Annotated in this window: 27 protein-coding genes and 1 pseudogene; 15 read left to right on the top strand and 13 right to left on the bottom strand. The window is 62.9% G+C overall.

The genetic code is table 11. The annotated features are described in order from the left end of the window. Positions 1-54: 54 nt before the first annotated feature. Together A9K65_RS35585 and A9K65_RS03750 are read left to right on the top strand one after the other, a co-directional pair. Positions 55-237 carry a hypothetical protein gene (locus A9K65_RS35585; RefSeq protein WP_064993011.1) on the top strand — a complete coding sequence of 61 codons (183 nt, stop codon included), beginning with the start codon at positions 55-57 and terminating at the stop codon, positions 235-237. Positions 238-666: 429 nt separating this feature from the next. Then, positions 667-930, top strand: coding sequence for a hypothetical protein (locus tag A9K65_RS03750; protein ID WP_064992735.1), 264 nt, complete (start codon positions 667-669; stop codon positions 928-930). A gap of 21 nt (positions 931-951) precedes the next feature. Here A9K65_RS03750 and A9K65_RS03745 read toward each other — a convergent pair whose 3' ends face one another. After that, the gene (locus A9K65_RS03745; protein ID WP_064992736.1) at positions 952-1,209 is read right to left on the bottom strand and encodes a DUF982 domain-containing protein; all 258 of its coding nucleotides are present in this window, start codon (positions 1,207-1,209) and stop codon (positions 952-954) included. A gap of 490 nt (positions 1,210-1,699) precedes the next feature. On the opposite strand from A9K65_RS03745, the gene A9K65_RS35075 reads away from it, so the two are divergent. The 6 genes from A9K65_RS35075 to A9K65_RS03720 all read left to right on the top strand — a co-directional run bounded on the left by A9K65_RS35075 (position 1,700) and on the right by A9K65_RS03720 (position 6,210). Then, positions 1,700-1,861: a hypothetical protein gene (locus A9K65_RS35075; protein ID WP_157678446.1), complete on the top strand. Its 162-nt coding sequence runs from the start codon at positions 1,700-1,702 to the stop codon at positions 1,859-1,861. 123 nt (positions 1,862-1,984) lie between these two features. After that, complete coding sequence (locus A9K65_RS03740) at positions 1,985-2,623, top strand: recombinase family protein (RefSeq protein WP_064992737.1); 639 nt, start codon at positions 1,985-1,987, stop codon at positions 2,621-2,623. A 110-nt stretch (positions 2,624-2,733) separates the two neighbouring features. Next, positions 2,734-3,420: a hypothetical protein gene (locus tag A9K65_RS03735; RefSeq protein WP_245321972.1), complete on the top strand. Its 687-nt coding sequence runs from the start codon at positions 2,734-2,736 to the stop codon at positions 3,418-3,420. 29 nt (positions 3,421-3,449) lie between these two features. Beyond that, complete coding sequence (locus A9K65_RS03730; protein WP_064992738.1) at positions 3,450-4,274, top strand: ParB/RepB/Spo0J family partition protein; 825 nt, start codon at positions 3,450-3,452, stop codon at positions 4,272-4,274. Between the two features lie 76 nt (positions 4,275-4,350). Beyond that, positions 4,351-4,848: a very short patch repair endonuclease gene (locus A9K65_RS03725; RefSeq protein ID WP_348629602.1), complete on the top strand. Its 498-nt coding sequence runs from the start codon at positions 4,351-4,353 to the stop codon at positions 4,846-4,848. A gap of 48 nt (positions 4,849-4,896) precedes the next feature. Beyond that, positions 4,897-6,210, top strand: coding sequence for a DNA cytosine methyltransferase (locus tag A9K65_RS03720; protein WP_064993014.1), 1,314 nt, complete (start codon positions 4,897-4,899; stop codon positions 6,208-6,210). On the opposite strand, the gene A9K65_RS03715 is transcribed toward A9K65_RS03720, so the two are convergent. The 3 genes and pseudogenes from A9K65_RS03715 to gshB form a co-directional block, all read right to left on the bottom strand. Beyond that, positions 6,211-7,065 (bottom strand): hypothetical protein, encoded by an 855-nt coding sequence (locus tag A9K65_RS03715; protein WP_157678444.1) that lies wholly within the window; start codon positions 7,063-7,065, stop codon positions 6,211-6,213. It abuts the gene before it with no gap. A 140-nt stretch (positions 7,066-7,205) separates the two neighbouring features. Beyond that, positions 7,206-7,853: pseudogene (locus A9K65_RS03710) on the bottom strand (magnesium chelatase domain-containing protein); the annotation flags it as partial. A 174-nt stretch (positions 7,854-8,027) separates the two neighbouring features. Continuing rightward, positions 8,028-8,969, bottom strand: coding sequence for a glutathione synthase (gene gshB, locus A9K65_RS03705; RefSeq protein ID WP_027161179.1), 942 nt, complete (start codon positions 8,967-8,969; stop codon positions 8,028-8,030). Positions 8,970-9,269: 300 nt separating this feature from the next. On the opposite strand from gshB, the gene A9K65_RS03700 reads away from it, so the two are divergent. The 6 genes from A9K65_RS03700 (at position 9,270) to A9K65_RS03675 (ending at position 15,321) form a co-directional block, all read left to right on the top strand. Beyond that, positions 9,270-10,619, top strand: coding sequence for an EAL domain-containing protein (locus A9K65_RS03700; protein WP_013528600.1), 1,350 nt, complete (start codon positions 9,270-9,272; stop codon positions 10,617-10,619). Between the two features lie 267 nt (positions 10,620-10,886). After that, entirely contained in the window at positions 10,887-11,654 is a 768-nt protein-coding gene (locus tag A9K65_RS03695) for an SDR family oxidoreductase (protein ID WP_063169668.1), read from the top strand. Beyond that, positions 11,651-12,604, top strand: coding sequence for a 2-dehydro-3-deoxygalactonokinase (locus A9K65_RS03690; RefSeq protein WP_064992740.1), 954 nt, complete (start codon positions 11,651-11,653; stop codon positions 12,602-12,604). The genes A9K65_RS03695 and A9K65_RS03690 overlap by 4 nt, the downstream gene beginning before the upstream one ends. Further along, complete coding sequence (locus tag A9K65_RS03685; RefSeq protein WP_063173488.1) at positions 12,601-13,242, top strand: 2-dehydro-3-deoxy-6-phosphogalactonate aldolase; 642 nt, start codon at positions 12,601-12,603, stop codon at positions 13,240-13,242. Before A9K65_RS03690 ends, A9K65_RS03685 begins: the two co-directional genes overlap by 4 nt. After that, positions 13,239-14,120, top strand: coding sequence for an SMP-30/gluconolactonase/LRE family protein (locus A9K65_RS03680; RefSeq protein WP_024502161.1), 882 nt, complete (start codon positions 13,239-13,241; stop codon positions 14,118-14,120). Before A9K65_RS03685 ends, A9K65_RS03680 begins: the two co-directional genes overlap by 4 nt. Before the next feature lie 127 nt (positions 14,121-14,247). Continuing rightward, entirely contained in the window at positions 14,248-15,321 is a 1,074-nt protein-coding gene (locus tag A9K65_RS03675) for a D-alanine:D-lactate ligase-like protein (protein WP_064992741.1), read from the top strand. A 43-nt stretch (positions 15,322-15,364) separates the two neighbouring features. On the opposite strand, the gene A9K65_RS03670 is transcribed toward A9K65_RS03675, so the two are convergent. The 9 genes from A9K65_RS03670 to dnaK form a co-directional block, all read right to left on the bottom strand. Beyond that, positions 15,365-15,775 (bottom strand): GFA family protein, encoded by a 411-nt coding sequence (locus A9K65_RS03670; RefSeq protein ID WP_027161173.1) that lies wholly within the window; start codon positions 15,773-15,775, stop codon positions 15,365-15,367. A 41-nt stretch (positions 15,776-15,816) separates the two neighbouring features. Next, complete coding sequence (locus tag A9K65_RS03665) at positions 15,817-16,284, bottom strand: SRPBCC family protein (protein WP_063169674.1); 468 nt, start codon at positions 16,282-16,284, stop codon at positions 15,817-15,819. Further along, positions 16,281-16,601 (bottom strand): helix-turn-helix domain-containing protein, encoded by a 321-nt coding sequence (locus tag A9K65_RS03660; RefSeq protein ID WP_064992742.1) that lies wholly within the window; start codon positions 16,599-16,601, stop codon positions 16,281-16,283. Before A9K65_RS03660 ends, A9K65_RS03665 begins: the two co-directional genes overlap by 4 nt. Positions 16,602-16,846: 245 nt before the next feature. After that, positions 16,847-17,134, bottom strand: a complete 288-nt coding sequence (locus A9K65_RS03655) for a DUF1330 domain-containing protein (RefSeq protein WP_013528591.1) — start codon at positions 17,132-17,134, stop codon at positions 16,847-16,849. Positions 17,135-17,166: 32 nt separating this feature from the next. After that, the gene (pyrF, locus tag A9K65_RS03650) at positions 17,167-17,865 is read right to left on the bottom strand and encodes an orotidine-5'-phosphate decarboxylase (protein WP_013528590.1); all 699 of its coding nucleotides are present in this window, start codon (positions 17,863-17,865) and stop codon (positions 17,167-17,169) included. Further along, positions 17,862-18,458, bottom strand: coding sequence for an NADPH-dependent FMN reductase (locus tag A9K65_RS03645; protein WP_064992743.1), 597 nt, complete (start codon positions 18,456-18,458; stop codon positions 17,862-17,864). Before A9K65_RS03645 ends, pyrF begins: the two co-directional genes overlap by 4 nt. 145 nt (positions 18,459-18,603) lie before the next feature. Next, the gene (gene pmtA, locus A9K65_RS03640; protein ID WP_013528588.1) at positions 18,604-19,209 is read right to left on the bottom strand and encodes a phospholipid N-methyltransferase PmtA; all 606 of its coding nucleotides are present in this window, start codon (positions 19,207-19,209) and stop codon (positions 18,604-18,606) included. A 167-nt stretch (positions 19,210-19,376) separates the two neighbouring features. Then, positions 19,377-20,507, bottom strand: a complete 1,131-nt coding sequence (gene dnaJ, locus A9K65_RS03635) for a molecular chaperone DnaJ (protein ID WP_013528587.1) — start codon at positions 20,505-20,507, stop codon at positions 19,377-19,379. Positions 20,508-20,719: 212 nt separating this feature from the next. Beyond that, positions 20,720-22,636 carry a molecular chaperone DnaK gene (gene dnaK, locus A9K65_RS03630; protein WP_024502156.1) on the bottom strand — a complete coding sequence of 639 codons (1,917 nt, stop codon included), beginning with the start codon at positions 22,634-22,636 and terminating at the stop codon, positions 20,720-20,722. A gap of 213 nt (positions 22,637-22,849) precedes the next feature. Here dnaK and A9K65_RS03625 point away from each other — a divergent pair, with 213 nt between their 5' ends. Next, a complete protein-coding gene (locus A9K65_RS03625) occupies positions 22,850-25,093 on the top strand; it encodes a hypothetical protein (RefSeq protein ID WP_064992744.1) in 2,244 nt (747 codons plus the stop codon). The last annotated feature ends 10 nt before the right edge of the window (positions 25,094-25,103 follow it).

The following is a 25,103-nucleotide window of genomic DNA, read 5'->3' as shown; positions in this document are numbered from 1 at the left end:
ATTCCTGTTCTCTTTTTGTTCGCTGTTGCTCATGCAGCGTTTGGAGTGATCGCCATGGACCACATTGTGACACTGGACAGCCGCCAAGAGGCCGCTCTCCAATCCGTCGCCGAGAAGTTCGTTGCCGTCCACAAGGGCGACGTGATGAAGGCGCTCAAGGAAATGATCGTTCTCAACGGACGCCTCCAGGACCAGCTCGACGCTCGCCCGGCACCGCGCAGGCGGCAGGGGTGGTAGCTGTGAGCGACGAAATCAGGGTTCCAATGCCGGAACACGTCACAGCGTCCGGCGTCCAGCACCATCGGTGCGAGCCATTCAAGCTGCGGCAAGGATGCTGGCTGGGGTTTCGCAAAACCGAAGCAGGCACCGCACTGGTTCTGCTTCGAGCATCGCGTCGATGGTGAGAGCTACCTTTGAGACAGACCCATGTCAGCCGAGCAAAAGCAAGTCGAGCCTTCCGCGATGGACTGGGAGCTTGCGGCCGATGACGTCATTGCAACATTCGGCGGGGACCCCAGAGAGGCCGTGAAGGCGCTCCTCGCCGCCAACGCTTCATTGGAACGTGAGGTGGCGCTGTGGGCTCCTGCGGTGAGCTATGGGTTCAGCCGGGGGTGGCATAGACGGAAGCGCAGCGGGACCGACTAACGGCCAACGGAAAGCATCATCATGTCAGACAACATCCTTCCTCAGCAGAAGGCACCCAAGCTGATCGTCGTCACCGCCTTTGACCGCGATGACACCGGCGACCTCCAGCCAGTCTACGGGCCAGCCGAGCAGCAAACCGAAGACCGGGCGATAAGGACCGCGAAGGGCTTGGCGGCGAAACATGCCGGGGTCATCGCGTGGTCGCGAGATGCGAACCCCTCGCTTGGTGAATACGGCGAGCCTACGACGCTCTTTGTTGGCGGCGACGTGCCCGACATGGAGTGACGTCGCATCGCTCGCAGATACTCAATCAGCCCCCTCATGAGCAGTGCGGAGCTTCCCCTCCTCAATTGCAGCAGCTCGGAACGCTTTGCGAACCTCCTGAGGTGTCGCTTGGTCAGCCAGGCAGGCCATGCAGACGCGCACCGCGTGGTTCCACTTAGGCCCACGCTTGGTCCACTGAAGGAGGAGTTCGGAGGCCGCCTCGACGGTGCTGACGTTGTGCGTCATGCCGGCGCGTTCGCCGCTTACAGGGACCGGAGGGTTGAACCAATGGAGAGCCATTAGGCGATCCTAATGGAGGTTCAGAATTTCTGGTAGAAATGTTTGAGCGGGGGATCGGATGACCTGCTCGCGCCGGCATTCCCCCGTGCCCCCTTCGGTTTGGGACAAATCCACGCCTGTCGCAGCCGGTGAGACGCAGTTCGAGGAAGGACGTGTCGCATCGACGATGGTCAGGTCGGCAACAAGACTCGTCACTGACCCCTTGTGTGTGCGACCGACGATCCCCACATCAACCATGATCAAGGACCGGTGAGGATAGACCAGAGCCGGTGGTCACGATGGCCTTCCGCCGCCAGTGTCCACGTTCTTGAAGCGCAACCCTCAGCAGTCGGTAGACTTCTTCGGATGATGGGTGCCACTCGTCCCCAGGATGGGATGGCACCGGCGGAAATCACCGGGAAGGCGAACCTTGACCCAACGTGGTCGAGAACGCCTTTCGGTGCGCATCAGCTCCAAAAGCATTCTCGACAAGAAGAGAAGGCTTTTGTGAATGCGCATTCCTCCCGTCCTGATCCCCATCGGCCTTACGTGCGCCATCGCGTACTTCGCTCTGGCCAGTTACGCCGGTACGTCGCCGTCGGCTGCCGGCCGCGACATCCTCCTCGCTGTCATCGCTGCGATTGCCGCCACGCTGGTCTCGAAGCTCGGATAGGCAGCTTGGTTCGCCGAGGTGTGCCCTTTCCGAACCGGCGCTATGGTGGTTCGATAAATGCCTCTTGACAGCCCTAAACGAACCGCCTATTAGCGAACCAGTCAAAACGAACTGGAGGGCATCATGTCATTCATCCGAGCGTATCTCAGAGCATCAACCAAGGAACAGGACGCGGGGCGCGCGCGAGGTGATCTTGAAGCGTTCTGCAAGGAGCGGGGGCTGACCATCGCTGCCACCTACGAGGAGAACGAGAGCGGGGCTTCGCTGCACAGGCCAGAGCTGTTCCGGCTGCTTAGAGATAGCAAGCCCGGCGACATCCTGCTGACCGAACAGGTCGACCGCCTCAGCCGCCTGTCGGACAAGGACTGGGATCAGCTCAAGCGTGAGATCAAGGACCGAGAGGTCAAGGTCGTGGCGCTGGACTTGCCGACCTCCCACATGATGATGAAGACCGAGGACGCCTTCACCGGGCGAATGTTCGACGCAATCAACGGGATGCTGCTCGACATGCTCGCGGCCATCGCCCGCAAGGACTATGACGACCGACGCCGCAGGCAGGCTCAGGGCATCGCCACGGCGAAGGCTGAGGGGCGCATGAAGGGCCGGCCAGAGGACGCCGAGCGGAACGAAGCGATCATGGAGATGCTGCGGAAGGGGCAGAGCTGGAACACGATTGTGCGGGCGACCAACTGCTCGCGGTCCACCCTCGCCAAGCTGGCAAAGCGCCTTGCGCCTTCCGGCGACCCCGTTGCGAGTTCGTGACGCTTGAGTAATCGTGGCTGGGACACATTGCCGGTTGTCCACGCCGCTTCCCCTGCTGTAGACGCTGGCCCTCCCGCCGATACGGGGTGGCTACTTTGAGGATGATGACGTTGACCAACTGGACGGCGATGCGCGAGCGGAAGGCCGAAGTGAAGGGCCGGGCGAATGAACCCAGCGCGATGTTCACTCGATGCCGTGTGGTCGGGTGCAGTAGACCGGCTCGCGCGGGCACAGGAGACGGCCTGGACACGCGGTTCTGCCGTTCCCATGCTGATCATTACGCGCGCCATGGGAGCCCTTACAGGCCGTCCTATGGGGCGCGGCAGATCAACCCCTACCGGGCCGCCGCGCTGGCATGGCTTGAGGCGAACCAGAGCGACACCTACGTGGCCAATGCGGTCGACCGAGTGGCGACGCTTCTGCGGACCGCTGGGCCTCACGTGGAGGCCTTCCGGTTGCGCGGGCTGTCACCGCAGGAGCGCGCCAAGGCCGCTTGGGCGAGGCTGCGCAAGGCTGGCATCGAGCCGCATCGCGTGGTCGCCGCTTGGCTGGCAATCGAGATGATCGGAAGAGATGACCCGCAGGCCGAACGAAAGGCTGAGTTCAAGCAGGTGCAGGCCGCCAAGCTCGTCCACCGAATGGCCTCTGGTACGCACAAGCGATGGGGCGAGGGTCCGACCGCGACCGAGCTGCACGTCTATCCGAGGCCGCGTGGCCGGGTCCTGAGACACATGGGCGAGGCACTGGAGCAAGCCTGCGAGCTTCTGGTCGAACACCGTGGAGCAAGCCTGTTTTGACGACAATCATAGTGGGATCAAAAAAAGACATGGAAGCGATAGCCACCAAGGCGACCCAAGAGGCCACGCCCGCCGGGGAGAACCTGTTTGAGCCCGCAAGGCTCTTGGCCGAGCTTGCCTCGGAAACGGCAGGAGAAGCGCCGCACCTAACCTCTGGAGAGTTGGCTCTTGCCGACATTACTCTCATGCCCGTCCTGTTCCAGCCTCGGGGCATCAGCGAGAAACACATCGGTGACCTTGCCCGAGCCATTCAGAACTTCGGCCAAGTCGAGCCGGTAACGGTCTTGGCGGTCGGGCGAAAGGCAGTTCTTGTCGACGGCCATCACCGCATAGAAGCCTACAAGAAGGCCGGCAAGACCGATTGTATCCCCGTCAGGTACTTCAAGGGAACGCCAGAAGAGGCAGTACTGGAGGCCGGTCAAGCCAACTCCAAAGTCAAGCTACCGATGACGCCGGCAGAGCGCCAGAACTACGCTTGGCGACTCGTTCTGATAGGCCAGTTCAGTAAGGCGAAGATCGCCGAGGCGACGGGCGTATCTGCAGCCCAAGTGGCAAACATGCGAGTGGTCCTACGGAAGCTCGGCGAGGCTGCTGTCGAGCACGGGTCGTGGTTGCAGGCCCGCTTCGCAGCAAAAGGCCCCCGCGACGCCTTCAGCGAAGACGATCTGGAACAATGGAAGCAGGACAAGGCTGACGAGATGGCGGATCGTCTCGCACGGACGTTCGCGACCGCGCTCTTGGACAATCCCGAAATCACCGCTATGGCTTTGGCGAGCTACTTCGGACGACGCCTTCCGGAAGTGGTCGCCGAACTAAGAACGTTCGTTCCGGAGGACGATGACGACGACTTCTGAGCGCGCCCTATCCACGCATTACGGTGTCTATTTTGGATAGGCTACAGGGTCCGACCATGCCGTGGTAGGCCTCGTGATGCCAGAGCGGAGGCCGGTGAGCGAGAACTTGGAGACAATGGACACTCGATCCCCCCAACAGCGGCGCAGAATCATGCAGTCCGTTGGCACACGCGACACCGGCCCAGAGATGGCCGTTCGACGCCTGTTGTTTCGCGCCGGCTTCCGATTTCGGGTTGGGGTCAAATCCCTGCCAGGCACCCCAGACATAGTCCTGTCCGCCAGACGGAAGATCTTGTTCGTGCATGGGTGCTTTTGGCACGGGCACGGTTGTGCGAAGGGCAAACCTCCAAGAAGCAGGCCGGAGTACTGGCTTCCAAAGATCGCCGGCAACCGTGAGCGCGACGCCAAGAACGTTCTGAAGCTCAACCAGCTCGGCTGGGACGTGATGGTCGTATGGCAATGTGAAGTCAGTGATCCTGACGGCCTGCTTCAGCGGCTCACGGACTTCGTTTGCGAGCCCTGCAGCTCTCAAAAAAACGATCGACTTTCGGGGCGGAATGACTTAGCCTCCTGATTCGCAATGCAGCCTCGGGCGAATGCCCTAAATGGTGATCGAGGGAACATGACACGACCGGTGGGAATTGACCTATTTGCCGGCGCGGGCGGAATGAGTCTCGGATTTGAACAAGCAGGGTTCGACGTTGTCGCTGCCGTTGAGATCGACCCTATTCACGCCGCAGTCCATGCGTACAACTTCCCGCATTGCAAAGTGATTTCGCGGTCGGTCGTTGGACTGGAGGCAGGCGAAATAAGGAGGGCTGCGGGCCTTGGACACCGCAAGGTCGATGTGGTGTTCGGCGGGGCACCATGCCAAGGCTTCAGCCTAATAGGTCAGCGAGCGATTGACGATCCGAGGAACGCCCTCGTGAAGGAGTTCGTGCGACTTGTCGTCGAGCTTGACGCCTCATACTTTGTCTTTGAGAACGTCAAGGGACTCACGGTCGGCCGGCACGTCGAGATACTGTTCGACATGATCGCCGAGTTTGCGGCGCGCGGCTACGACGTTGTTCAGCCTTGGCGAATCTTGAATGCCGCGTGTTTCGGCGTGCCGCAAAATCGTGAACGGCTGTTCCTGATGGGGGCAAAACGAGGGCAGTCCCTACCCGGATACCCGGACCAGATCACACGCCCAGCGGGCTCTCTCAAGGCCTCGGCTCTTCCAGAGGGGCCTTCTTGTCACGATGCGCTCAGTGACATCCCGGACGCGGAGAAATACAGAGTCCTGCTCGCTTCCGATTCATGTAAGGTTTCTTGGGGTTCGCCAAGCACCTACGCCATGGGGCTGCGAGGCTTGACGAATGACGCGAACGGTCTGGGCTACGGCCGCCACTGGGATGCAGGGCAACTCACCAGCAGTCTCAGGACCGACCACACCGAGTTGTCGCGCCGAAGATTCGCACAAACACCGGGCGGTGAAGTGGAGCCGATTTCTCGGTTCTACAGGCTCCCCCGTGGAGGCGTCGCTAACACTTTGCGGGCGGGCACCGACTCTGCTCGCGGAGCGTTCACAAGCCCCCGTCCGATTCACTACAAGTACCCACGCTGCGTGACCGTAAGGGAGATGATGCGCCTGCACGGGTATCCAGACTGGTTTCGGATGCATGCCACTAAGTGGCACGGCGCGCGGCAAGTGGGGAACTCCGTACCTCCGCCGCTGGCTCAAGCCGTGGCCAGCATGGTCGTCGCGGCATCAGGGTTCAACCCGACCGTCCCCCACCAAGTTGTCACTCTCGGGGACCCTCGCCTCCTGACGATGGAAATGACCGAGGCAGCGTCCTTCTTCGGTATCGCAGTGCCGATCAAACAGCGCACCCGCAAAGTCACAAGCCGCAGCCTGCCCCCATCAGACGAGCAAAGCTCCATAGCTGCCGAGTGACTAAATTCCCGGAACCGGCGGCATGAAGACGAACATGGCATCCCGGTGGAACTCGGGAGAGATGAACGTCTCAAGATCGGCCCGGCGAACCGCCTTGAACTCGACGGCGTAGATTCCTTGGCCCCGTACAGCCGCAAGGGCAAGCGGGATCACTGTCTCGGCCTCGCTGGATTTGAACGCCGCGTGGACCTGTCGTGCGATCTGCTCGGGTAAGATGCGCTGGTTGTCCTGCTTGGCCTCGACCGTCACCAAAGCCTGTTTGCCCTTGGTGCCAAGCCCGCCGAGCGTTGCGAGAAACAGTGCATCGATCTGCACGTTGCGGAGCTTGATGTCCATTTGCAGGTGTGTGACTTCAGCGATTTCGGCTTGACGGTTCTCGCCGATGGCTAAGTGCGTCTCGACGATCCGCAAGTTCACCGCAACCTGCAGGAGCCACGACTCATCGCGGCGGCCAAACACCTTTGAGGCCAGTGGGAGGCTTAGACTCTGGACTACCGTCCGGGGTGTCGACGCGGTGGGCTTGAAGTCGGCCTGAAGATTGTCAGGCGTGCCGACAGACCATGGAACAAACTCAAAGATCGCCCCATCTCCGGTCCGCTGCTGACCGCCCCATCCAAGAGTCCGCAGTCGTTCTGGCCAGATGCTGTGCGCGCTCTTTCCACGCACGATGTCCTTCATAAAGTTGAAGGCTTGGCCCCCAGGCTTGAAGTTCGTCCCTTGATGTGTGTTGCAGTACTCTTTGGCCTCCTGCACATCGGTCGAAGAGACCACTGTGCGAGACAGCGTCTTAGTGGCAGGGTCGTACAGCAGATCGAAGATTCGTTCGATGACGATCGTCTTTTGACTCTTTGGCAATGCGTGCCTCTCCCGCCGCTGGCAAGCAGCGTCCTTTGAGGCCGCCATATTGAGCGATTCGCCCTCTACCTCAATGGTGCAAGATCAGCCATCCGCGCAGCAATGGCGAACTGTCGACGCAATCGAGGGTCTTTTGTCCACATCATGAGAAGATTATGCCCGCCGGCGGCCGCCACTTCCAGCGCCCGCTTGGCGGTCTCCTGGCCCTTGATGTCGGCGAGGTCGGGCAAATCCAGCGCGGCGGCGTGGATGCCGGCCTCGGGGCGCGACAGCACCTGCGTGCCGCGAAAATGATTGGCGATGGCAATCAGGCTGCGCGGTGCCAGAATGTCGAAATCCTTTCCAGCCCAGGCCGCCTCAGGTCCGCAGGCGAACGGGCAGATCAGGCCCTTGCCCTCGGCATTGGCGGCGATCGCCGCCGGCAAGGCGCCGGCGACCGCGGCAATCGTGCCGTCGAGGGACAATTCTCCAAGCACGACATAGCCGGCCAGCATGTCGCCCGGAATGGCGCCAAGCGCAGCCATCAGGCCAAGCGCGATCGGCAGGTCGTAGTGACTGCCTTCCTTCGGCAGGTCGGCCGGCGCCAGATTGACCGTGACTTTCTTCGACGGCATCGACAGGCCTGAAGCATGCAGTGCGGCCTGCACCCGCTCGCGGCTTTCGGCCACCGCCTTGTCGCCCAGGCCGACGATGTGCATGTTGACCTTGCCGGGCGCGATCATCACCTGCACGTCGACCGGCACGGCCTCGATGCCCTGGAAAGCGACCGTGCGAACCCGCGCCACCATTTCTTTGCCCCCAGGCCACAACCCACGCGATGGCCAAGAAATGGCCCCACGGGCAGACAATCACAAATCCTCGGTCAAATCAAGAACATTACGGGAACATGTGAGCGCGTGGGTTGCAGCCGAATTGAGCGCGGTTGCAAAAACGGAACATGGTTAAGACAAAATGAAAACGGCTTACCCGCGCTTGCCTTCGACTGCATCCCAGAACAGGCTGGCGATGTCGGCGCCGCCGAAGCGTTTGACCTCGCGCACGCCGGTCGGCGAGGTGACATTGATCTCGGTCATGTAGTCGCCGATCACGTCGATGCCGACCAGGATGAAGCCACGCTCCTTCAGCGAAGGCCCGATGCGTGCGCAGATCTCGCGTTCGCGCGCCGTCAGTTCGGTCTTTTCGGCGCGGCCGCCGACATGCATGTTGGAGCGGGAATCATGTTCGGCGGGCACGCGGTTGATGGCGCCGACCGGCTCGCCGTCGATCAGGATGATGCGCTTGTCGCCCTTGCGCACGTCCTTGAGATAGCGCTGCACGATATAGGGTTCGCGAAACATCTGGCCGAACATTTCCAGCAGCGAGGCCAGGTTGCGGTCGCCCTCCAGCAGATGGAAGATGCCGGCGCCGCCATTGCCGTAGAGCGGCTTGACGATGATGTCGCCGAACTCCTTGCGGAAGGCGGCAACTTCGAGTGGATCCTTGGTGATCAGCGTGTCCGGCATCAGGTCGGCAAATTCGGTGACGAAGATCTTTTCCGGGCTGTTGCGCACCCAGGCCGGGTCGTTGACCACGAGCGTCTTCGGGTGGATGCGCTCCAGGATGTGCGTGGTGGTGATGTAGTTCATGTCGAAGGGCGGATCCTGGCGCAGCAGGACGACGTCCATCTCCGACAGATCGGTGCGCACCTTCTCGCCCAGCGAATAGTGGCTGCCCTTCTCGTCGCGCACCTGCATTTCCTCGATGCGGGCAAACACCTTGCCGTCGCGCAGCGACAGCCGATCCGGCGTGTAGTGGAACAGCTCATGGCCACGCCGCTGCGCTTCCAGCGACAGCGCGAACGAGGTGTCGCCGGCGATCGACACGGTGGAGATGTGGTCCATCTGGACGGCGATTTTCAGCTTCATGGCGGGTCTCCGGCGGCTCGGATGGGCGACTGTCCTGCCTGTACAGGCTCACTGCCCGTCTGCCAATCGCGACCTTTTGAAGATTGGCATCAGCAAGTCGCAAGCTCGGCCCTGCCGGTCATTCCGTGACAGGAGCCAGGCTGCGCGTCTTCGTTGTTCCTTGAGCCCGAATGCACACCTCACATCGATCCTTCGAAACAGGTCGCGGTTGCCCATGGAAAATCGATTTCGCGATACGTTTCCTAAAGGGTTTGCTGCCAGTCTGAAAATAAATTCCGAAGTCACAAAACAGGGACACCGATGCAAACTTCGTTTGGCACCGGTCAGGCAAACAGGGAGAGCACGGATCTGGCATTCACCGATCCGTTGACCGGGCTTGGCAACCATCGCCGCTTCTTCGACAAGGTCGATCGGCTGATCGCCGACCGAGCCGACGATCCCGCGCCCTTTACCGTCGGGATTCTCGACCTCGACGGCTTCAAGCCGATCAACGATCTGTTTGGCCACAAGGCCGGCGACGACATCCTGATCCAGGTCGCGATGCGGCTGCGCGCCTCTATGGACGGCTATTCCACGGTCTGCCGCATCGGCGCCGACGAATTCGCTTTTCTCTATCCGATGGTATTCAGCGAGGACGCTGCGGCCGAAAAGTCGCGCATGCTGATCGAGATCCTGTCGGCGCCCTACGATGTCGGCGAACGCACCGCCAGGCTTTCGGCCTCGGTCGGCTGCTCGTTGTTCTATTCGGGCGACGAGACCACGGAAATCCTCATCAACAAGGCAGAGACGGCACTCTACCACGCCAAGCGTTCCGGCCGTGGCCGCGTCGTCGTCTACACCCGTGAGATGGAAGAAGCGGCCAAGCGCGTCACCCGCATCGAACAGGCGCTGCGCCGGGCTGTCTCGGCCGGCGAGGTGGAGCCGCATTTCCAACCCATCGTCGATCTCGCCACGCGCCGCACCATCGGCTTCGAGACGCTGGCGCGCTGGACCGACCGCGACCTGGGTTCCGTGCCGCCGACCGTCTTCATTCCCATCGCCGAGGAGCGTGGCATCATCGGCCCGTTGTCGCAGCTGGTGCTGCGCAAGGCGACGGAGGCCGCCAGAAGCTGGCCGAAGGACCTGTTCCTGTCGTTCAACCTGTCACCCTCGCAGCTCGTCGACCAGAACACCGGCCTGCACATACTGGCGATCCTCGACCGCACCGGCTTCGATCCGCGCCGGCTGGAGATCGAGATCACCGAGACCGGCCTGATGAACGACCCGGCCTCGGCCGCGCAGATCGTCGAGGATCTGCGCCGCGTCGGCATCCGCGTCTCGCTCGACGATTTCGGCACCGGCCAGTCCTCGCTCGGCCGCTTGCGCGAATTCCATTTCGACAAGCTCAAGATCGACCGCGCCTTCGTCTCCTCCATTCTCGACGACAGGCCGTCGGAACACATCATCCGCGCTATCCTCGCAATGTGCGAAGGGCTCGGCATGGACGTCGTCGCCGAAGGAATCGAGCAGGAAGCGCAGGCCGATCGCCTGGTCCAGTTTGGCTGCGCCGGCGGACAGGGCTATCTGTTCGGCAAGCCGGTCGATGCCGACGCCACGCTCGGCTATCTCCGCGATTCTTTCCGCGGCGCCCTGCGCGCCAAGGCGATCTGACCGGCGATCCTCCGCAATCCCCAACCCCGACGGTGCTGCCGTGCGCATCCGGTGCGGCGCATTGTCGTTTTGTCTGACATAAGCCCTGAAATTCGGCGGTTCGCCCTTGCCCGCGCGCCTTGCGCGGCTAGGATGCGCGCCGATCACGCTACAGCGCCGCGCGTCTTTCAAGACGCGCAAAGGACGCTGTAGCATTTAACATTTGCGCATGATCCCTTTCCGAAAATCGATCCGATTTTCGGGGTCATACGCTGGGAGACAACAACGATGATGCCATCGGCGCATTTTGCCGACCTCGAAGGAGCCTCGGTGCTGATCACCGGCGGCGGCTCCGGAATTGGCGCGGCACTGACCGAGGGTTTTGTGCGCCAGGGCGCCAATGTCGCCTTCATCGACATCGCCGACGGCCCAAGCACAGCTCTTGCCGACCGCATCGAGAAAGAATTCGGCCGCCGGCCGCTCTACCTCAAGACCGATTTGCGCGATGTCGAGGCCCTGCGGGCGTCCGCCGCGAAGGCTGCCGAGGCGCATGGCGATGTCACCGTGCTGGTCAACAATGCGGCCTGGGACGAACGCCACGCCGTCGAAGACGTGACGGTCGAGTTCTGGGACAACAACCAAGCCATTAATCTGAGGCCGCATTTCTTCACCGCGCAAGCGGTGGCGCCGGGCATGAAGCGGGCCGGCGGCGGCTCGATCATCAACTTCACCTCGACGTCCTATCTGATCAACCACCCCGACATGCCGTCTTACACGGCCGCCAAGGCCGGTATCCTTGGTCTGACCAAGGGGCTGGCCGGCAAGCTCGGTGTGGACGGCATCCGCGTCAACGCCATTGCGCCCGGCTGGGTGATCACCGAGCGGCAGAAGGAGCTCTGGGTGACCGAACAGGGGCTTGCCGCCCATGTCGCCAAGCAGTGCATAAAGCAGGTGATGCAGCCGGACGACATCGTCGGCACGGTGCTGTTCCTGGCCTCGGACGCTTCGCGCATGCTGACGGCGCAGATGCTGATCGTCGATGGAGGTTTCCTGTGAGCCAAGCCGGCAACGCACCGGCGGTCGCCGCCGTCGACTGGGGCACGACCCGCATGCGGGTCTGGCTGATCGACGGGCAAGGCAAGATGCTTGCCGAACGCCGCGGCGATGACGGCCTGATCACCGCGCAGCAAAAGGGCTTTTCGACCATCCTCGAAGGGCATCTGGCGGCGATGGGAGCACCAGCGGCGCTGCCCGTCATCATCTGCGGCATGGCCGGGTCCCGCCAGGGCTGGCTCGAAGCGCCCTATGTCACCGTGCCGGCGCCGCTTACCGCCATCCTTGCGGGCGCCGCCAGCGTGCCCGGACAGAGCCGTGACATCCGCATCGTTCCGGGTCTGGCCCAGCGGCTGACCGACGCGCCCGACGTCATGCGCGGCGAGGAAACCCAGCTTGCCGGCGCCGGCCTGCCGGCCAGGGGGCGCCAGTTGGTCTGCATGCCCGGCACCCATTCGAAATGGGTGCTGGTCGAGGATGGCGCCGTTACCGGCTTCGGCACCTGGCCGACCGGTGAGCTGTTTTCCGTGCTTGCCGCGCATTCGATCCTGCGCCACTCGCTCGGCGAGCACCCCAAGCCGGTCACATCGGACAATCCGTTCTTCCGCCGCTGGTGCGAAACCGCATTGGGCGAAGGCGGCGATGTCGCCTCGCGGCTGTTTTCCATCCGCGCCGCCGGCCTGCTGCAGGATCTGAAAGCCGACGATGCCGCCGCCTGCCTGTCCGGCCTTTTGATCGGCGGCGAGATCGCCTCCGCCAGCCGCCGGCATGGCGCCGGTGCCGAACCCGTGGTGCTGATTGCCTCCGGCGCGCTGGCCGCACTCTACCAGGCCGCACTTGGTCTTGCTGGGCTTGAGGTCCGGGCCGTCGACGCCGACGAGGCAGTGCGTGCCGGTCTCGTCGAGGCGGCGCGCGAGAACGGCATGATCGCCAGAATTGGAGCAGCCCGATGAGCCAGACCGCACCGTTTCCAAAACTCAAGCGCGGCCTGGTTGCCATCCTTCGCGGGCTCAAGCCCACCGAGGCGATGGCCATGGGCCAGGCGCTGTTCGACGCCGGCATCGAGGCGATCGAAGTGCCGCTCAACTCGCCGCAACCGTTCTCGTCGATCGCCCGCATCGTCCAAGTGCTGCCGAAAACGGCGCTGGTCGGCGCCGGCACGGTGCTGACCCCGGCCGATGTCGATGGCTTGCACCAGGCCGGAGGGCGGCTGCTGGTCAGTCCCAACATCGATGCCGAGGTGATGGCGCGCGCCATGCATTACGGCATGGTGACGATGCCCGGCGTGTTCACGCCGACCGAAGCCTTCCAGGCGATCAAGCTCGGCGCCTCGGCCCTGAAATTCTTCCCGGCGAGCGTGCTGGGTGCCGGCGGCATTTCCGCGATGCGCGCGGTGTTGCCGGCGCAGACATTGGTCGGCGCCGTCGGCGGTGTCTCTGAAAAAGATTTTGCCGGCTACAAGGCTGCCGGCGTGACCGCCTTTGGTCTGGGCTCCAGCCTGTTCAAGCCGGGCATGAGCGTCGACGAGGTGGCCGCGCGTGCGCAAGCTGCCGTCGCGGCCTGGGATGCGGTGTTCGGAGAAGCAGGATGAGCGAAGCGATCGTTTCGGTTTTTTCCGATCACGTCTGCCAGCTCGGCGAGGGGCCGAGCTACGATCCCGCCACCGATACGCTCTACTGGTTTGACATCGTCAACAGCCAGCTTCTGGAAAAGCGGCTGTCCGGCGGCGCGACCACCGTCCATGAGCTTGGCCAAATGGCGAGCGCCATCGCCGTCATCGACGACAAGCGCCAGCTGATCGCCGCCGAGACCGGCCTTTATGTCCGCGATGTCGCGACCGGCAAGCTGACGCTGCACACGCCTGTCGAGGCCGACAATCCGGTCACGCGCTCCAACGATTCCCGCGTCCATCCCTGTGGTGCCCTGTGGATGGGCACCATGGGCAAGGGCGAGGAAAAAGGCGCGGGTTCGATCTACTGGTTTTTCAAGGGCGAACTGCGCCAGCTGTTTTCGGACATCACCGTCTCCAATTCGATCTGTTTTACCGAGGATGGCGCGATCGCTTACTACACCGACACCTCGACCGGGCTGCTGATGCGCGTCGCCTGCGACCCGGCGACCGGTCTGCCTGCCGGTGAGCCCAAGCTGTTCGTCGACCACCGCTCGGCCAAGGGCTATGTCGACGGGTCGGTGCTCGACCGCGACGGCATCCTGTGGAACGCCGTCTGGGGCGGCAGCGTCATCGAAGCCTACGGACCCGACGGCAAGCTCGTCCGCACGGTCGCCATGCCGGTGACGCAGCCATCCTGCCCAGCCTTCGTCGGCGCCAAGGCCGACCGGCTGGCGGTCACCTCCGCCTGGTCGGGCAAGGATGAGAAGCAGCGTCTGCTGGATCTGCAGGGCGGCATGACCTTTCTGCTCGATATTCCCGTCAACGGCCGCTTCGAGCCGCGCGTGCTGATCGCCTGATCGAACTGGATTCTATGGTCGGACGGTGCGTTGTCACGCCACCGCCCGCACCGTGTCGGTTTCGCGAGAGCCTGACGTCTCGACCATGCGATGGTAGGTGATCGTACCGCCGGGAATCGTTCATCTCATGCCAAGCCGTAAGCCGAAACTGATACTCGTCCATGAGCCGGAAAAGGCTTGTTTCGACCGTCTGGTCGCCGACGGCCATGCGCCGCAGCGCGCAACCGAAATCGCGTCCTATCTGGCGCAGTCGACCGATCTCGCTCCTGAATTCGAGGTGCTTGGCCGTGCCTGCCAGGCACGCGGCCTGTCGTTCGCGCCGGTGGCGCTCGACGACGCCGCAAGCGTCCTCGCCGGTGAGCACCCCAGCATAACGCTGGTCTGGACGCTGACCGACGGCATTGCCTATTTTCGCGGCGGGGCGGCGCCCGCTTTGGCGCGACTGGGCGGTTTCAAGACAATCGGCGCCGACGATGCGCTGTTTGCGCTCTGCCAGGACAAGTTCCGCTCCGGCGCCGTGCTCGGCGCGCTCGGCCTGCCGGTGCCACAGGCTGGGCTCGCGCGTGACGGCCAATGGCTGGTCGAGCCGCCGGCCTCGCCCGCCGGCTGGTTCGTCAAGCCCAACCGGCTCGGCGCCAAGATCGGCATCTGGCCGGAGTCGCGCTGCAGCGATCTCGCCCACGCTTTGGAGCTCAGCCGGCGCGTCTTTTCGGCCTATCGCGACGATGTCGTCGTCCAGCCCTACGTCGCCGGCCGCAACGTGCGCGCCAGTTTCCTTAGCCTGATGCCGGGCGCGGGAGTCGAAGTGCTTGGCGTGGCCTTTGTCGATTCAGGCGCCGATTTCCAGACCATGGCCGACAGCCTGGCGCTCTACGGCGACACTGGCGAGGCAGCGAAAGCGGCGGGACATTACGCCGAGCCGGAGCTCGTCGCGGTCGCCGACAGCCAGCCGGCCGCCGACGCCAGGATTCGTGCGATCGCCGGGCGGCTGATGAGCGGGCTCGGCCTGCGCGACGTGTTTTCCATCGATCTCAGGGTCGAGGCCGACAACACCGTCCACCTCATCGAGTTCGAGGTCTGCCCCGGCCTGCCCTGCTTCGATTTCCGCGCCTATTGCCGCCAGCAATGGAGCCTCGAGCTTGCCGATGCCATAGCCGAGACAGCGGCGAGCCGGCTGATCGGCCAAGAGCATCGCGCCTGAAGGCGCTACGGCAGATCGCGGGCCGACCGGCGGACGCGTTTCACTACGGCATTCGCTCGACCGCCTGCAAGGCGGGATCCATCTTGTCCCAGGCATGGCCGTGGCTCGTGTAAGTCACCATCTGTGGGCTGAACTGTTCCGGATCGTCGAGGCTGGCCGCATGGACCGCTATGAATTCCGGCATGGCGACGGATATCAGAAAGACCGGCGTTCCGCAGGTTGGACAGAAGGTGTGGATTTTTTCATTGCCGCTGGCGCCCGCCACGCGCCAGGTGCTCACCTCCCCGGTAATGGCCATATCGGCACGCTGGCCGAAGGTCAGGTAGGATCCGTGGCCGGTGCCTGAGCGCTTCTGGCAATCGCTGCATTGGCAGTGGTTCTGGAAGATAGGCTCGTCATTGGTCTCGTAACGGATCGCGCCGCATGCGCAGCCGCCGGTATAGTGGTTGGTCATTGTCGTTCTCCACGGGTCTGATTCTGCTCGAGGTCGCAACATCAGGCCGATTTCGGCTTGGCGAAAATGTCGATGCCGCTGCCGGTTTCAAGGAAGGATTTCAAGCTGGACAGCACCGCCGGCCAGCCCTGGCTGACGCCCTTCGCCATGCCGCTGCCGGCCTCGAGCTCGTCATGGCTGACGGTCAGCCGCACCATGGTGTCGTATTCCTCGATGGCGAACGTCACCCGGCTGGTTTTCGACGGATCGTCTGCCTGCGAAGCGTTCGCCCAGGTGATGACGAGGCGGGTCGGCGGCGAAATCTCGACGACCTTGCCGACGAGTTCGACGGTCCGTTCGTCATTGGCGCGGATGTGTTCCCATTTCGAGCCCGGCGTCCATTCGGAGACGTTCTCGTGGCCCCAGTAGCGTTTTGCGATCTCGGGCTTGATTATCGCCTCGAACACCTTCTGCGGCGTCGAGCGGATATAGGTCACGTAGACAAAGCTCGTGGTCTCTCTGGTGGTCATTGGTCTTCTCCTTCGAGTTCCTGCTTCAGGTCGTGCAGCAGGCTGAGCCGCTGCCGTTCGAATTTCCGTACCCAGCGCTCGTAGACTTCGTGCAGCGGCACGGGATTGATGAAATGCAGCTTTTCGCGGCCGCGCTTGACCGTGCTCACCAGGTTGGCCGCCTCCAGCAGGTCGAGGTGCTGGGTGGCGGATTGCCTGGCCATGTCCAGATGATCGCAAAGCTGACCGAGCGTCTGCCCGTTCTGCTCGCACAGAAGGTCGAGCAGCCTTCTGCGCGTCGGGCCGCCCAGCGCTTTGAAAACCTTGTCGGCGTCCATCTGCCTCACTCTGTTGTAAGGCAGAATATGCAGGTAAATACCTGCATGTCAACCGGCAATCCGACCGGCGTTGAATGACCGCTCGTCGGCACGGCTCCGCACCTGGCAACTGCGCCAGGCAGATCACCGTGAAATCGCGGAGCAAAGATATGTAAAATGAGCCTGCGAGGCTTCAAACGCCGCCAGGCTCTATCCGATTTTGAGCACGTCTCCGGCTAAAACCGGAACTATGCTTGCAGGGGACCTCAGGCGCCCTCGACCAGGACGATCTCGCCGTCGGCGACCTTCTGGCGGATGGCGGCGGCGCGCTGGTATTCCGGCGAATGGTAGCAATCGTGTGCGGCCGCGAGCGATTCGAACTCGATGATGACATTGCGTGCGCGGCCGGGGCCTTCGGCCTTTTCGTGCTCGCCGCCGCGCGCCAGGAACTTCGCCCCGAAGCGCTCGAAGGCAGGTTTGGCGGCGGCGACATAGTCCTTGTAGCCTTCCGCGTCGCGCACATCGACACGAGCGATCCAATATCCTTTGGGCATTTTCTTGGTCTCCGAACTTGTTCCTGGAAATCTCAGGCCGAGCGCATCTCGTCGAGGATGGCTTCGGCCGCTTCCCGTTTGTTGGCCGCAGCAATGATCGGACGGCCGACGACGAGGTGGCTGGCGCCGTTGCGAATCGCCTGGCCCGGCGTCACCACGCGCTTCTGGTCGCCATGGTCGCTGCCCGCCGGCCGGATGCCGGGGGTCACCACCGCCATGTCGGGTCCCACGATCCGGCGCACCGCCTCGGCCTCCGCGGCCGAGCAGACGATGCCGCCCATGCCGGCATGCAGCGCCTGTTCCGAGCGCCTAAGCACCAGCGTATGCGGATCGTACTCATAGCCGACGTCGATCATGTCCTGCTCGTCCATCGAGGTCAGAACGCTGACGGCAAGCAGGCAAAGGTCGCTGCCTCTGGCCGCCTCTACGGCGGCCTGCATAGCCTTGGGATAGGCGTGGATGGTCAGCATGGTCACGCCCATCTTGACGATGTTCTCGACACCCTTGGCCACCGTGTGGTCGATGTCGAGCAGCTTCATGTCCAGGAAGACGTTGGTGCCGCCGCTGGCCAGCTCCCTGGCGAAGTCGAGCCCGCCGGCGAAGGCAAGCTGGTAGCCGATCTTGTAGAAGGAGACGATGCCGTCGAGTTCGCGCACTGCCTGCTCGGCTTGCTTCACTGTCGGCACGTCGAGGCCGACGATGAGCCGGTCGCGCATGCTATTGGCGATCATGCCTCGATCCGGGTGGACAGCAGGCGCGAGGTCTCGATCAGCGTGCGGCATAGGTGCTCCATCGATTTGTGCAGTCTTTCGTCACGGAAATTTCCATCCTCGTCGAAGGCGTCACCGCCGTCGGGCACCGAGCATTCCGGCGTCACCACCTCCATCTGGCAACGCACCAGCACCGCGCGCAGATGGTTGATGCAGCGGATGCCGGCAAAGTGCCCGTTGGAGGACGAGCAGAGGCCAACGACCTTGCCGGCCAGCGGCCTGACTGGCCGGCCACCATCCCTGCGCACCCGGCTCACCCAGTCGATCGTGTTCTTGAGCAGCGGCGGAATGGAGCCGTTGTATTCGGGTGTAGCGATCAGCAGCCCGTCATGGGCGACAATCAGACGGCCGAGTTTCTGGGCGTTTTCGGGAACGCCTTTTTCCTTTTCCAGGTCCTCGTCCATGATCGGCAGGGGGTATTCGGCGAGCGAGATGCGGGTCACCTCGGCACCTTGCATGGCGAGTTCCTTTTGCGCCACGTCGGCGGCCCTGCCGCTATAGGCGCCGCTGCGCACCGAGCCGGTGAAGACGAGGATTTTCGGGATCACTGCCATTGGCCACCCTTGTTCCCGGACAGGTACAGCCAAGGACGGCTCAAATCAACGGCTGGATAGGGGAATAGGGCAGTAGGGGAATATGGGAGTAGAAAATAGCCTGGAAATGGAACCCTACTCCCCTACTCCCCTACTCCCTTCTCACTTAGTGCGCTTCGCGACGATAGATCCACAGCTGCGTCGGCGGAATGTTGCGGAGGATGAAATCGAAATGTTTGACCGTATAATTGCCGCGGCCGGGTGGGATCGGCGACATCGGGCCATAGGTCAACTGCACGATCGGCCGTCCGGCCGGGATGCGGTCGAGCAGGCTCTCGATATAGGCGATGCGCTGGGCGACCGGAAAGTTGAGCAGCGGCACGCCCGAAACGACGGAATCGAAGATCATCCCGCTCTTGTCGCCAAGCGTGGCGTTGAGGTTGAAGGCGTCGCCCTCGATGACGTTGACGCCGGGATAGAGCCGCCGCAGGTGACGAACGAAATCCGTGGAATATTCGACAGCGTAGAGGTTTTCGGGGCGTACGCCCTGGGCGAGAATGGCGCGGGTGATGACGCCGGTACCGGGACCGACCTCGAGCACTGGCAGGCCGGATTTAGGATTGACGATCGAGGCCATTTTGCGCGCGGTGATCGAACTGGTCGGCACGATCGAGCCAACCGTCTTCGGCTTGTCGATCCAGCCCTTGAAGAATTTGAGTTCGTCGTCGAACTTTTCGACAAGCGCCTTCCGCAGTCCAGGGCCACGTGTCATGCAAGCTCTCCTCAGCGCTCCCCGCAAAGTTACTTAGCACCTGAGCGGTGCTAGGCAAGGCGCGGCCGGACGCATGTCGTGGATAAGATAATTTTCGTCGCGTCTCAAGGGGCGACGCGATTCAAGGATTTACGCGTGGCAAATCGGCTTACGCGGGCCAAAGCGCATCAACGCTCGCCGAAAGACTCGAAGAAATCCTTCATACGGGCGAAAAAGCCGCTCGATTGAGGCGAATTGTCCTGCGAGGAGAGCTGTTCGAACTCCTCCAGAAGTTCGCGCTGGCGCCGGGTCAGGTTCTGCGGCGTCTCCACCGCGGTCTGGATGTAGAGGTCGCCGACATTAGGCTGGCGCAGCACAGGCATGCCCTTGCCCTTGAGGCGGAACTGGCGCCCGTTCTGTGTGCCTTCGGTCACCTTGACCTTGGTCTGCGTGCCGTCCAGCGTCGTCACCTCGAAGGAGCCGCCAAGGGCTGCCGTCGTCATCGAGATCGGCACCTTGCAATACAAGTCGGCGCCGTCGCGCTGGAAGAACTCGTGCGGTTTGACCGCCAGGAAAATATAGAGGTCGCCCGAGGGCCCGCCGCGCAGGCCGGCTTCGCCCTCATTGGCAAGGCGGATGCGGGTGCCGTCCTCGATGCCGGCCGGGATATTGACCGACAGCGAACGCTCCTCGGTGACGCGGCCCTGGCCGGCGCATTTCGGGCACGGATCCTTGATCGTCTGGCCGCGCCCCTGGCATTGCGGGCAGGTCCGCTCGATCGAGAAGAAACCTTGCGTGGCGCGCACCTTGCCGTGGCCGTTGCACATCGAGCAGGTGACGGGCTGGGTGCCGGGCTTGGCGCCGCTGCCCGAACATTCAGAGCACGAGATCGACGCCGGCACCCGGATCTGAGCGGTCTTGCCGGCAAAAGCCTCTTCCAGAGTGATTTCCATGTTGTAGCGCAGGTCGGCGCCGCGCTCGCGGCCGCCTGACGAGCGGCGCTGGCGCCCGCCCATCATGTCGCCGAAAATGTCCTCGAAAATGTCGGCGAAGCCGCCGGCGCCAAAGCCCTGGGCCCCGCCATTCATGCCGCCCTGTTCGAAGGCGGCGTGGCCGAAGCGGTCATAGGCCGCGCGCTTCTGCGGGTCTTTCAGCGTCTCGTAGGCTTCGTTGATTTCCTTGAACTTGTGCTCGCAGGAATGGTCGCCGGGGTTGCGATCGGGATGGAATTGCATGGCGAGCTTGCGGAAAGCGCTCTTGAGCTCCTTCTCATCGGCGCCTTTTTGCACGCCCAGCGTCTCGTAGAAATCAGCTTTCATTTTTTCCCGCTGTCCGGATGCTCAACGTCTTGAAGCATTGTTGCGTCTCTTGCCGGCACTGACGCTTCGATTTAGGTGCGATGGAAGGGGGATGCCAGTGTCGACGCGGCTTTGCCTGCATTTTTTCAGCAAGGCCCGCTGTTTTTCTGCAAGGGGTTGCAAAAAAGCCCGGCCTTCGCCGGGCTTTTCGCTTTATCTTGCCGTCAAACGGTTCAGGCCGACTTCTTCTTGTCGTCGTCCTCGTCGATTTCCTCGAAATCGGCGTCGACAACGTCACTGTCCTTGGCGGCGTCCGCCTTGGCGTCGGCTTCCGCCGCTTCCTTCTGCGAAGCCTCGTACATGGCCTGGCCAAGCTTCATAGAAGCCTCGGCCAGCGCCTGGCTCTTGGCTTCGATGTCGGCCGCGTCGTCGCCTTCGGTCGCGGTCTTCAGCGCCGCGATCGCGTCGGAGATCGCCGTGCGCTCGCCTTCCGAAACCTTGTCGCCATATTCCTTCAGCGACTTCTCCGAGGAATGCAGCAGCGCTTCGGCCTGGTTGCGGGCCTCGACCAGCGCACGCCGCTTCTTGTCGGTCTCGGCATTGGCCTCGGCGTCCTTGACCATCTTCTCGATGTCGGCGTCCGAAAGACCACCCGATGCCTGGATGCGGATCTGGTGCTCCTTGCCGGTCCCCTTGTCCTTGGCCGAAACGTTGACGATGCCGTTGGCGTCGATGTCGAAGGTGACCTCGATCTGCGGTACGCCGCGCGGCGCCGGCGGAATGCCGACCAGGTCGAACTGGCCGAGCGCCTTGTTGTCGGCGGCCATTTCGCGCTCACCCTGGAAGACCCGGATGGTCACTGCCGACTGTGAGTCCTCGGCCGTCGAGAACACCTGGCTCTTCTTGGTCGGGATCGTCGTGTTGCGTTCGATCAGGCGGGTGAACACGCCACCCAGCGTCTCGATGCCGAGCGACAGCGGCGTCACGTCGAGCAACAGCACGTCCTTGACGTCGCCCTGCAGCACGCCGGCCTGGATGGCGGCGCCGAGAGCGACGACCTCATCCGGATTGACGCCCTTGTGCGGCTCCTTGCCGAAGAACTGCTTCACGATTTCCTGGATCTTGGGCATGCGGGTCATGCCGCCGACCAGGACGACTTCGTCGATCTCGCCCGCCTTCAGGCCGGCATCCTTCAACGCCGCCTTGCAAGGGGCAATCGTGCGCTGGACGAGGTCGTCGACCAGCTGCTCGAACTTGGCGCGCGTCAGCTTCAGCGTCAGGTGCTTCGGCCCGGTCGCGTCGGCGGTGATGAAGGGCAGGTTGATTTCGGTCTGGGTGGTCGACGACAGCTCGATCTTGGCCTTTTCAGCCGCCTCCTTGAGGCGCTGCAGGGCAAGCTTGTCGTTCTTCAGGTCGATGCCCTGTTCCTTCTTGAACTCGGCCGCCAGGTATTCGACCAGGCGCATGTCGAAATCCTCGCCGCCGAGGAAGGTGTCGCCATTGGTCGACTTGACCTCGAACACGCCATCGCCGATTTCGAGCACCGAAATGTCGAACGTGCCGCCGCCAAGGTCATAGACGGCAATGGTCTTGCCTTCCTTCTTGTCGAGGCCATAGGCAAGCGCTGCCGCGGTCGGCTCGTTGATGATGCGCAGCACTTCAAGGCCGGCGATCTTGCCGGCATCCTTGGTCGCCTGGCGCTGGGCGTCGTTGAAATAGGCCGGAACGGTGATGACCGCCTTCTCGACCTTTTCGCCGAGATAGGCTTCCGCCGTCTCCTTCATCTTCTGCAGGATCATGGCCGAAATCTGCGAGGGCGACTGCTTCCTGCCGCCGGCTTCGACCCAGGCATCGCCATTGTCGCCCTTGACGATCTTGTAGGGGACAAGCTTCTTGTCCTTCTCCGTCACCGGATCGTCATAGCGGCGGCCGATCAGGCGCTTGACCGCGAAGATGGTGTTTTCAGGATTGGTGACCGCCTGGCGCTTGGCCGGCTGGCCGACCAGACGTTCGTCGTCGCCCGAGATGGCGACGATGGAAGGCGTCGTGCGCGCGCCTTCCGCATTCTCGATTACCTTGGGCTCCTTGCCATCCATGATGGCGATGCAGGAGTTGGTGGTGCCGAGATCGATACCGATTACTTTTGCCATTTCTCTAGTCTCTCCGCTAAGCAGGCTCTCAGGACCCGTACAGGCGTTCCGACGAAAGCCCCTGTTCACAAGAAATCCCGTTCCGGCAACCGGCATTCCGGCGCCGAACGGCTTGGCGCGTATATAAGAACAGGCGGCATCGCGCGCAAGCATTCTGCGCAGGCCTTCCATGAACCTTTCCATCTCCGCCCGCGACTGATCTCCAGGTGCCGCATGGTGCGGCCCGGAAAGGAAGCCCCCATGACCAATAACCCAGAGGCTCTGAGGTCTCCGGGAACAACAGGAGCTCGGCGCGACCACCGCCTTCGGGACGGGGTCGATGCGCTGGGCTTTCCGCTGATTCCGTTGACCCTGCGTAAGACCAGGCGTATCGTCGTCTTGAGGAAAGCAGACAAGTCGATCAGGGAAGAACGAGCCGGACCGCCGCGCCTTGCCCTGATTTGCGCGGCCAGCCCCGACGTTCTCCCGTCGACTACGGGGGGTAGTGTCATGTCTCGCATCCGCGGCTCGTTCGTGTCGTCTCTTGATGGCGGCTTGCGCCGTGCTGTGCATCCAGGCGGGTTGCTGGCGCTGGCACTCGGCCTGTGGCTGGGCGCCGCGCAGGCGCAGGAAACCCGGATCATCTATCCCGGCTCGATGGCGGTGACCGGATTCTCCGGCACCATCATTCCCAATTTCGACCCCCCTGATTCCGAAAAAGAGGGCCTGCCGCCCGGCGTCGATCCGGTCGACGAAACCTTCATCGACCCCACGCGCGCCACCTTGCGCGTGTTCGACGTTTCGCATCTGGGCGGCCCAGCCTCCGGCCAGCTGGTCAACACGCCGCCGCCCTTCGAGGTGACGGCGGAGCAGATCGGCCAGGTGTTCGGCGTCACCTATGATGACGGCGTGCGCGACGGCGTTCCATCGGGCATTCCCAATCTCTATGCCGGCGCCACCTCGCTGCACGGCATCCGTATCGTCACCCCGGATGCCGACGATGACGGCCGCCCCGAGAGGCAGCGCCGCGGCGCTGCCGGCGCCACCTTCATGGATGGCCAGTTCGGCACCGAAAACGGTGGCGGGCCGGGCACCGTCTGGAAGATCGACGGCATCACCGGCCAGGTCTCCAAATTCGCCGACATCGACACCAACAGCGGTCCCGGCATCGGCAATCTCACTTTCGACGCCACTCACCGCGAGTTCTTTGCGTCCGATCTCGACACCGGCCTGATCCATCGCATCGACGCCGAAGGCAGACTGATCGACAGCTTCGATCACGGCGTTGCCGGCCGGCCCACGCATGGGCTCGCTCCCGTCGCCGACGATGGTTCGGTGATGGACATACAAGGTGCCGCCTTCGATAGCGAAGACCCCGACAGCTGGGGCTACACGCAGGACGAGCGCCGCGTCTGGGGTGTCTCCTACCATGGCGGCCGGCTCTACTATTCGGTCGGCGAAAAGTCGGAAATCTGGTCGGTGGGCATCGCTCGCGACGGCAGTTTTGCCGGTGACCCGCGCTGGGAACTGACGGTCAGGGCCGACAAGGACTACGCCGTCACCGACATCGCCTTCGACAACAGCGGCTTCATGTACCTGGCCCAGCGCGGTCCGGTCGAGAACCGTTACGATTACAGCCAGTTCGCCGATTCCGGTAAAGGCGAGGTCATCCGCTACTTCCGGGAGAACCCGGACGATCCGGAAACGGAATCGGTCTGGGTCGAAGTGCCGCAGGAATATGCGGTCGGCTTCCCCCAAGGCAACCGGCAGTCGGCCGGCGGTCTTGATCTGCAATATGGCTATGATGCCGACGGCAATCTCGACAGCTCCGTCTGCACGCAGACGCTGGTCAACACGGGCGACAAGCTGCGCGACAATCCTTCACTCGCCGAACAGCTCGCAGCCGGCGGGCCGCTGGCCGTACACGGTGTGCAGATCACGCCGAAAGAGCTGGTCAAGCCGGCCAATGTGCCGCCCTTCGGCTCATGGTTCGTCGACTTCGACGGTTATTTCGAAGACCCGGAGGTCGAGGGCCATGTCGGCGATGTTGCCGTCTGGCACCCTTGCGAGGGCCGCGCCGGCTATTACGAGGAAATCCCGGGCGGCTACCTGCCCCCCTTCTACCCGCCGGATTTCCCACCACCCGGCAACCTGCCTCCATGTCTCGACGTCGACGACGTCCAGTATTACTGCACGCCTTCCGGCCTCGAGGCCGATCTCTATCTCCATGACCATGCCGGCTTCGGCGGCGATTCGATCAAGGTCCAGTCCAGGACGCCAGGCGTCGGGGTGACATCATCCCAGTCGCATGCGCCCGGCAAGCCCTACACGATCGACATCACCGGCCACTATCCGGGCGACACAGTCGATGTCGGGCTCTGCTTCTACAGGAAGTCCGACAAGGACAAGGGTGGCTATTACCCTTGCTGCAAGATGACTTTGCCGCTCAGAACCCCAGCCGCCAGCTGCGAACGTTGAGGAGGGGAAG

Origin of the sequence: Mesorhizobium sp. WSM1497 (assembly GCF_001672455.2) — a bacterium.
Lineage (GTDB): Bacteria > Pseudomonadota > Alphaproteobacteria > Rhizobiales > Rhizobiaceae > Mesorhizobium > Mesorhizobium ciceri.
The sequence above is the reverse complement of the archived record's forward strand: the minus strand, read 5'-3'. Positions and strand labels throughout refer to the sequence as shown.

Excerpts from the sequence above, each read along its gene's own strand:
- A9K65_RS35585 (WP_064993011.1), top strand. The coding sequence starts at position 55 with ATGGACCACATTGTGACACTGGACAGCCGCCAAGAGGCCGCTCTCCAA.
- A9K65_RS03750 (WP_064992735.1), top strand. The coding sequence starts at position 667 with ATGTCAGACAACATCCTTCCTCAGCAGAAGGCACCCAAGCTGATCGTC.
- A9K65_RS03745 (WP_064992736.1), bottom strand. The coding sequence starts at position 1,209 with ATGGCTCTCCATTGGTTCAACCCTCCGGTCCCTGTAAGCGGCGAACGC.
- A9K65_RS35075 (WP_157678446.1), top strand. The coding sequence starts at position 1,700 with ATGCGCATTCCTCCCGTCCTGATCCCCATCGGCCTTACGTGCGCCATC.
- A9K65_RS03740 (WP_064992737.1), top strand. The coding sequence starts at position 1,985 with ATGTCATTCATCCGAGCGTATCTCAGAGCATCAACCAAGGAACAGGAC.
- A9K65_RS03730 (WP_064992738.1), top strand. The coding sequence starts at position 3,450 with ATGGAAGCGATAGCCACCAAGGCGACCCAAGAGGCCACGCCCGCCGGG.
- A9K65_RS03725 (WP_348629602.1), top strand. The coding sequence starts at position 4,351 with ATGCCAGAGCGGAGGCCGGTGAGCGAGAACTTGGAGACAATGGACACT.
- A9K65_RS03720 (WP_064993014.1), top strand. The coding sequence starts at position 4,897 with ATGACACGACCGGTGGGAATTGACCTATTTGCCGGCGCGGGCGGAATG.
- gshB (WP_027161179.1), bottom strand. The coding sequence starts at position 8,969 with ATGAAGCTGAAAATCGCCGTCCAGATGGACCACATCTCCACCGTGTCG.
- A9K65_RS03700 (WP_013528600.1), top strand. The coding sequence starts at position 9,270 with ATGCAAACTTCGTTTGGCACCGGTCAGGCAAACAGGGAGAGCACGGAT.
- A9K65_RS03695 (WP_063169668.1), top strand. The coding sequence starts at position 10,887 with ATGATGCCATCGGCGCATTTTGCCGACCTCGAAGGAGCCTCGGTGCTG.
- A9K65_RS03685 (WP_063173488.1), top strand. The coding sequence starts at position 12,601 with ATGAGCCAGACCGCACCGTTTCCAAAACTCAAGCGCGGCCTGGTTGCC.
- A9K65_RS03680 (WP_024502161.1), top strand. The coding sequence starts at position 13,239 with ATGAGCGAAGCGATCGTTTCGGTTTTTTCCGATCACGTCTGCCAGCTC.
- A9K65_RS03675 (WP_064992741.1), top strand. The coding sequence starts at position 14,248 with ATGCCAAGCCGTAAGCCGAAACTGATACTCGTCCATGAGCCGGAAAAG.
- A9K65_RS03670 (WP_027161173.1), bottom strand. The coding sequence starts at position 15,775 with ATGACCAACCACTATACCGGCGGCTGCGCATGCGGCGCGATCCGTTAC.
- A9K65_RS03665 (WP_063169674.1), bottom strand. The coding sequence starts at position 16,284 with ATGACCACCAGAGAGACCACGAGCTTTGTCTACGTGACCTATATCCGC.
- A9K65_RS03660 (WP_064992742.1), bottom strand. The coding sequence starts at position 16,601 with ATGGACGCCGACAAGGTTTTCAAAGCGCTGGGCGGCCCGACGCGCAGA.
- A9K65_RS03655 (WP_013528591.1), bottom strand. The coding sequence starts at position 17,134 with ATGCCCAAAGGATATTGGATCGCTCGTGTCGATGTGCGCGACGCGGAA.
- pyrF (WP_013528590.1), bottom strand. The coding sequence starts at position 17,865 with ATGATCGCCAATAGCATGCGCGACCGGCTCATCGTCGGCCTCGACGTG.
- A9K65_RS03645 (WP_064992743.1), bottom strand. The coding sequence starts at position 18,458 with ATGGCAGTGATCCCGAAAATCCTCGTCTTCACCGGCTCGGTGCGCAGC.
- pmtA (WP_013528588.1), bottom strand. The coding sequence starts at position 19,209 with ATGACACGTGGCCCTGGACTGCGGAAGGCGCTTGTCGAAAAGTTCGAC.
- dnaJ (WP_013528587.1), bottom strand. The coding sequence starts at position 20,507 with ATGAAAGCTGATTTCTACGAGACGCTGGGCGTGCAAAAAGGCGCCGAT.
- dnaK (WP_024502156.1), bottom strand. The coding sequence starts at position 22,636 with ATGGCAAAAGTAATCGGTATCGATCTCGGCACCACCAACTCCTGCATC.
- A9K65_RS03625 (WP_064992744.1), top strand. The coding sequence starts at position 22,850 with ATGGTGCGGCCCGGAAAGGAAGCCCCCATGACCAATAACCCAGAGGCT.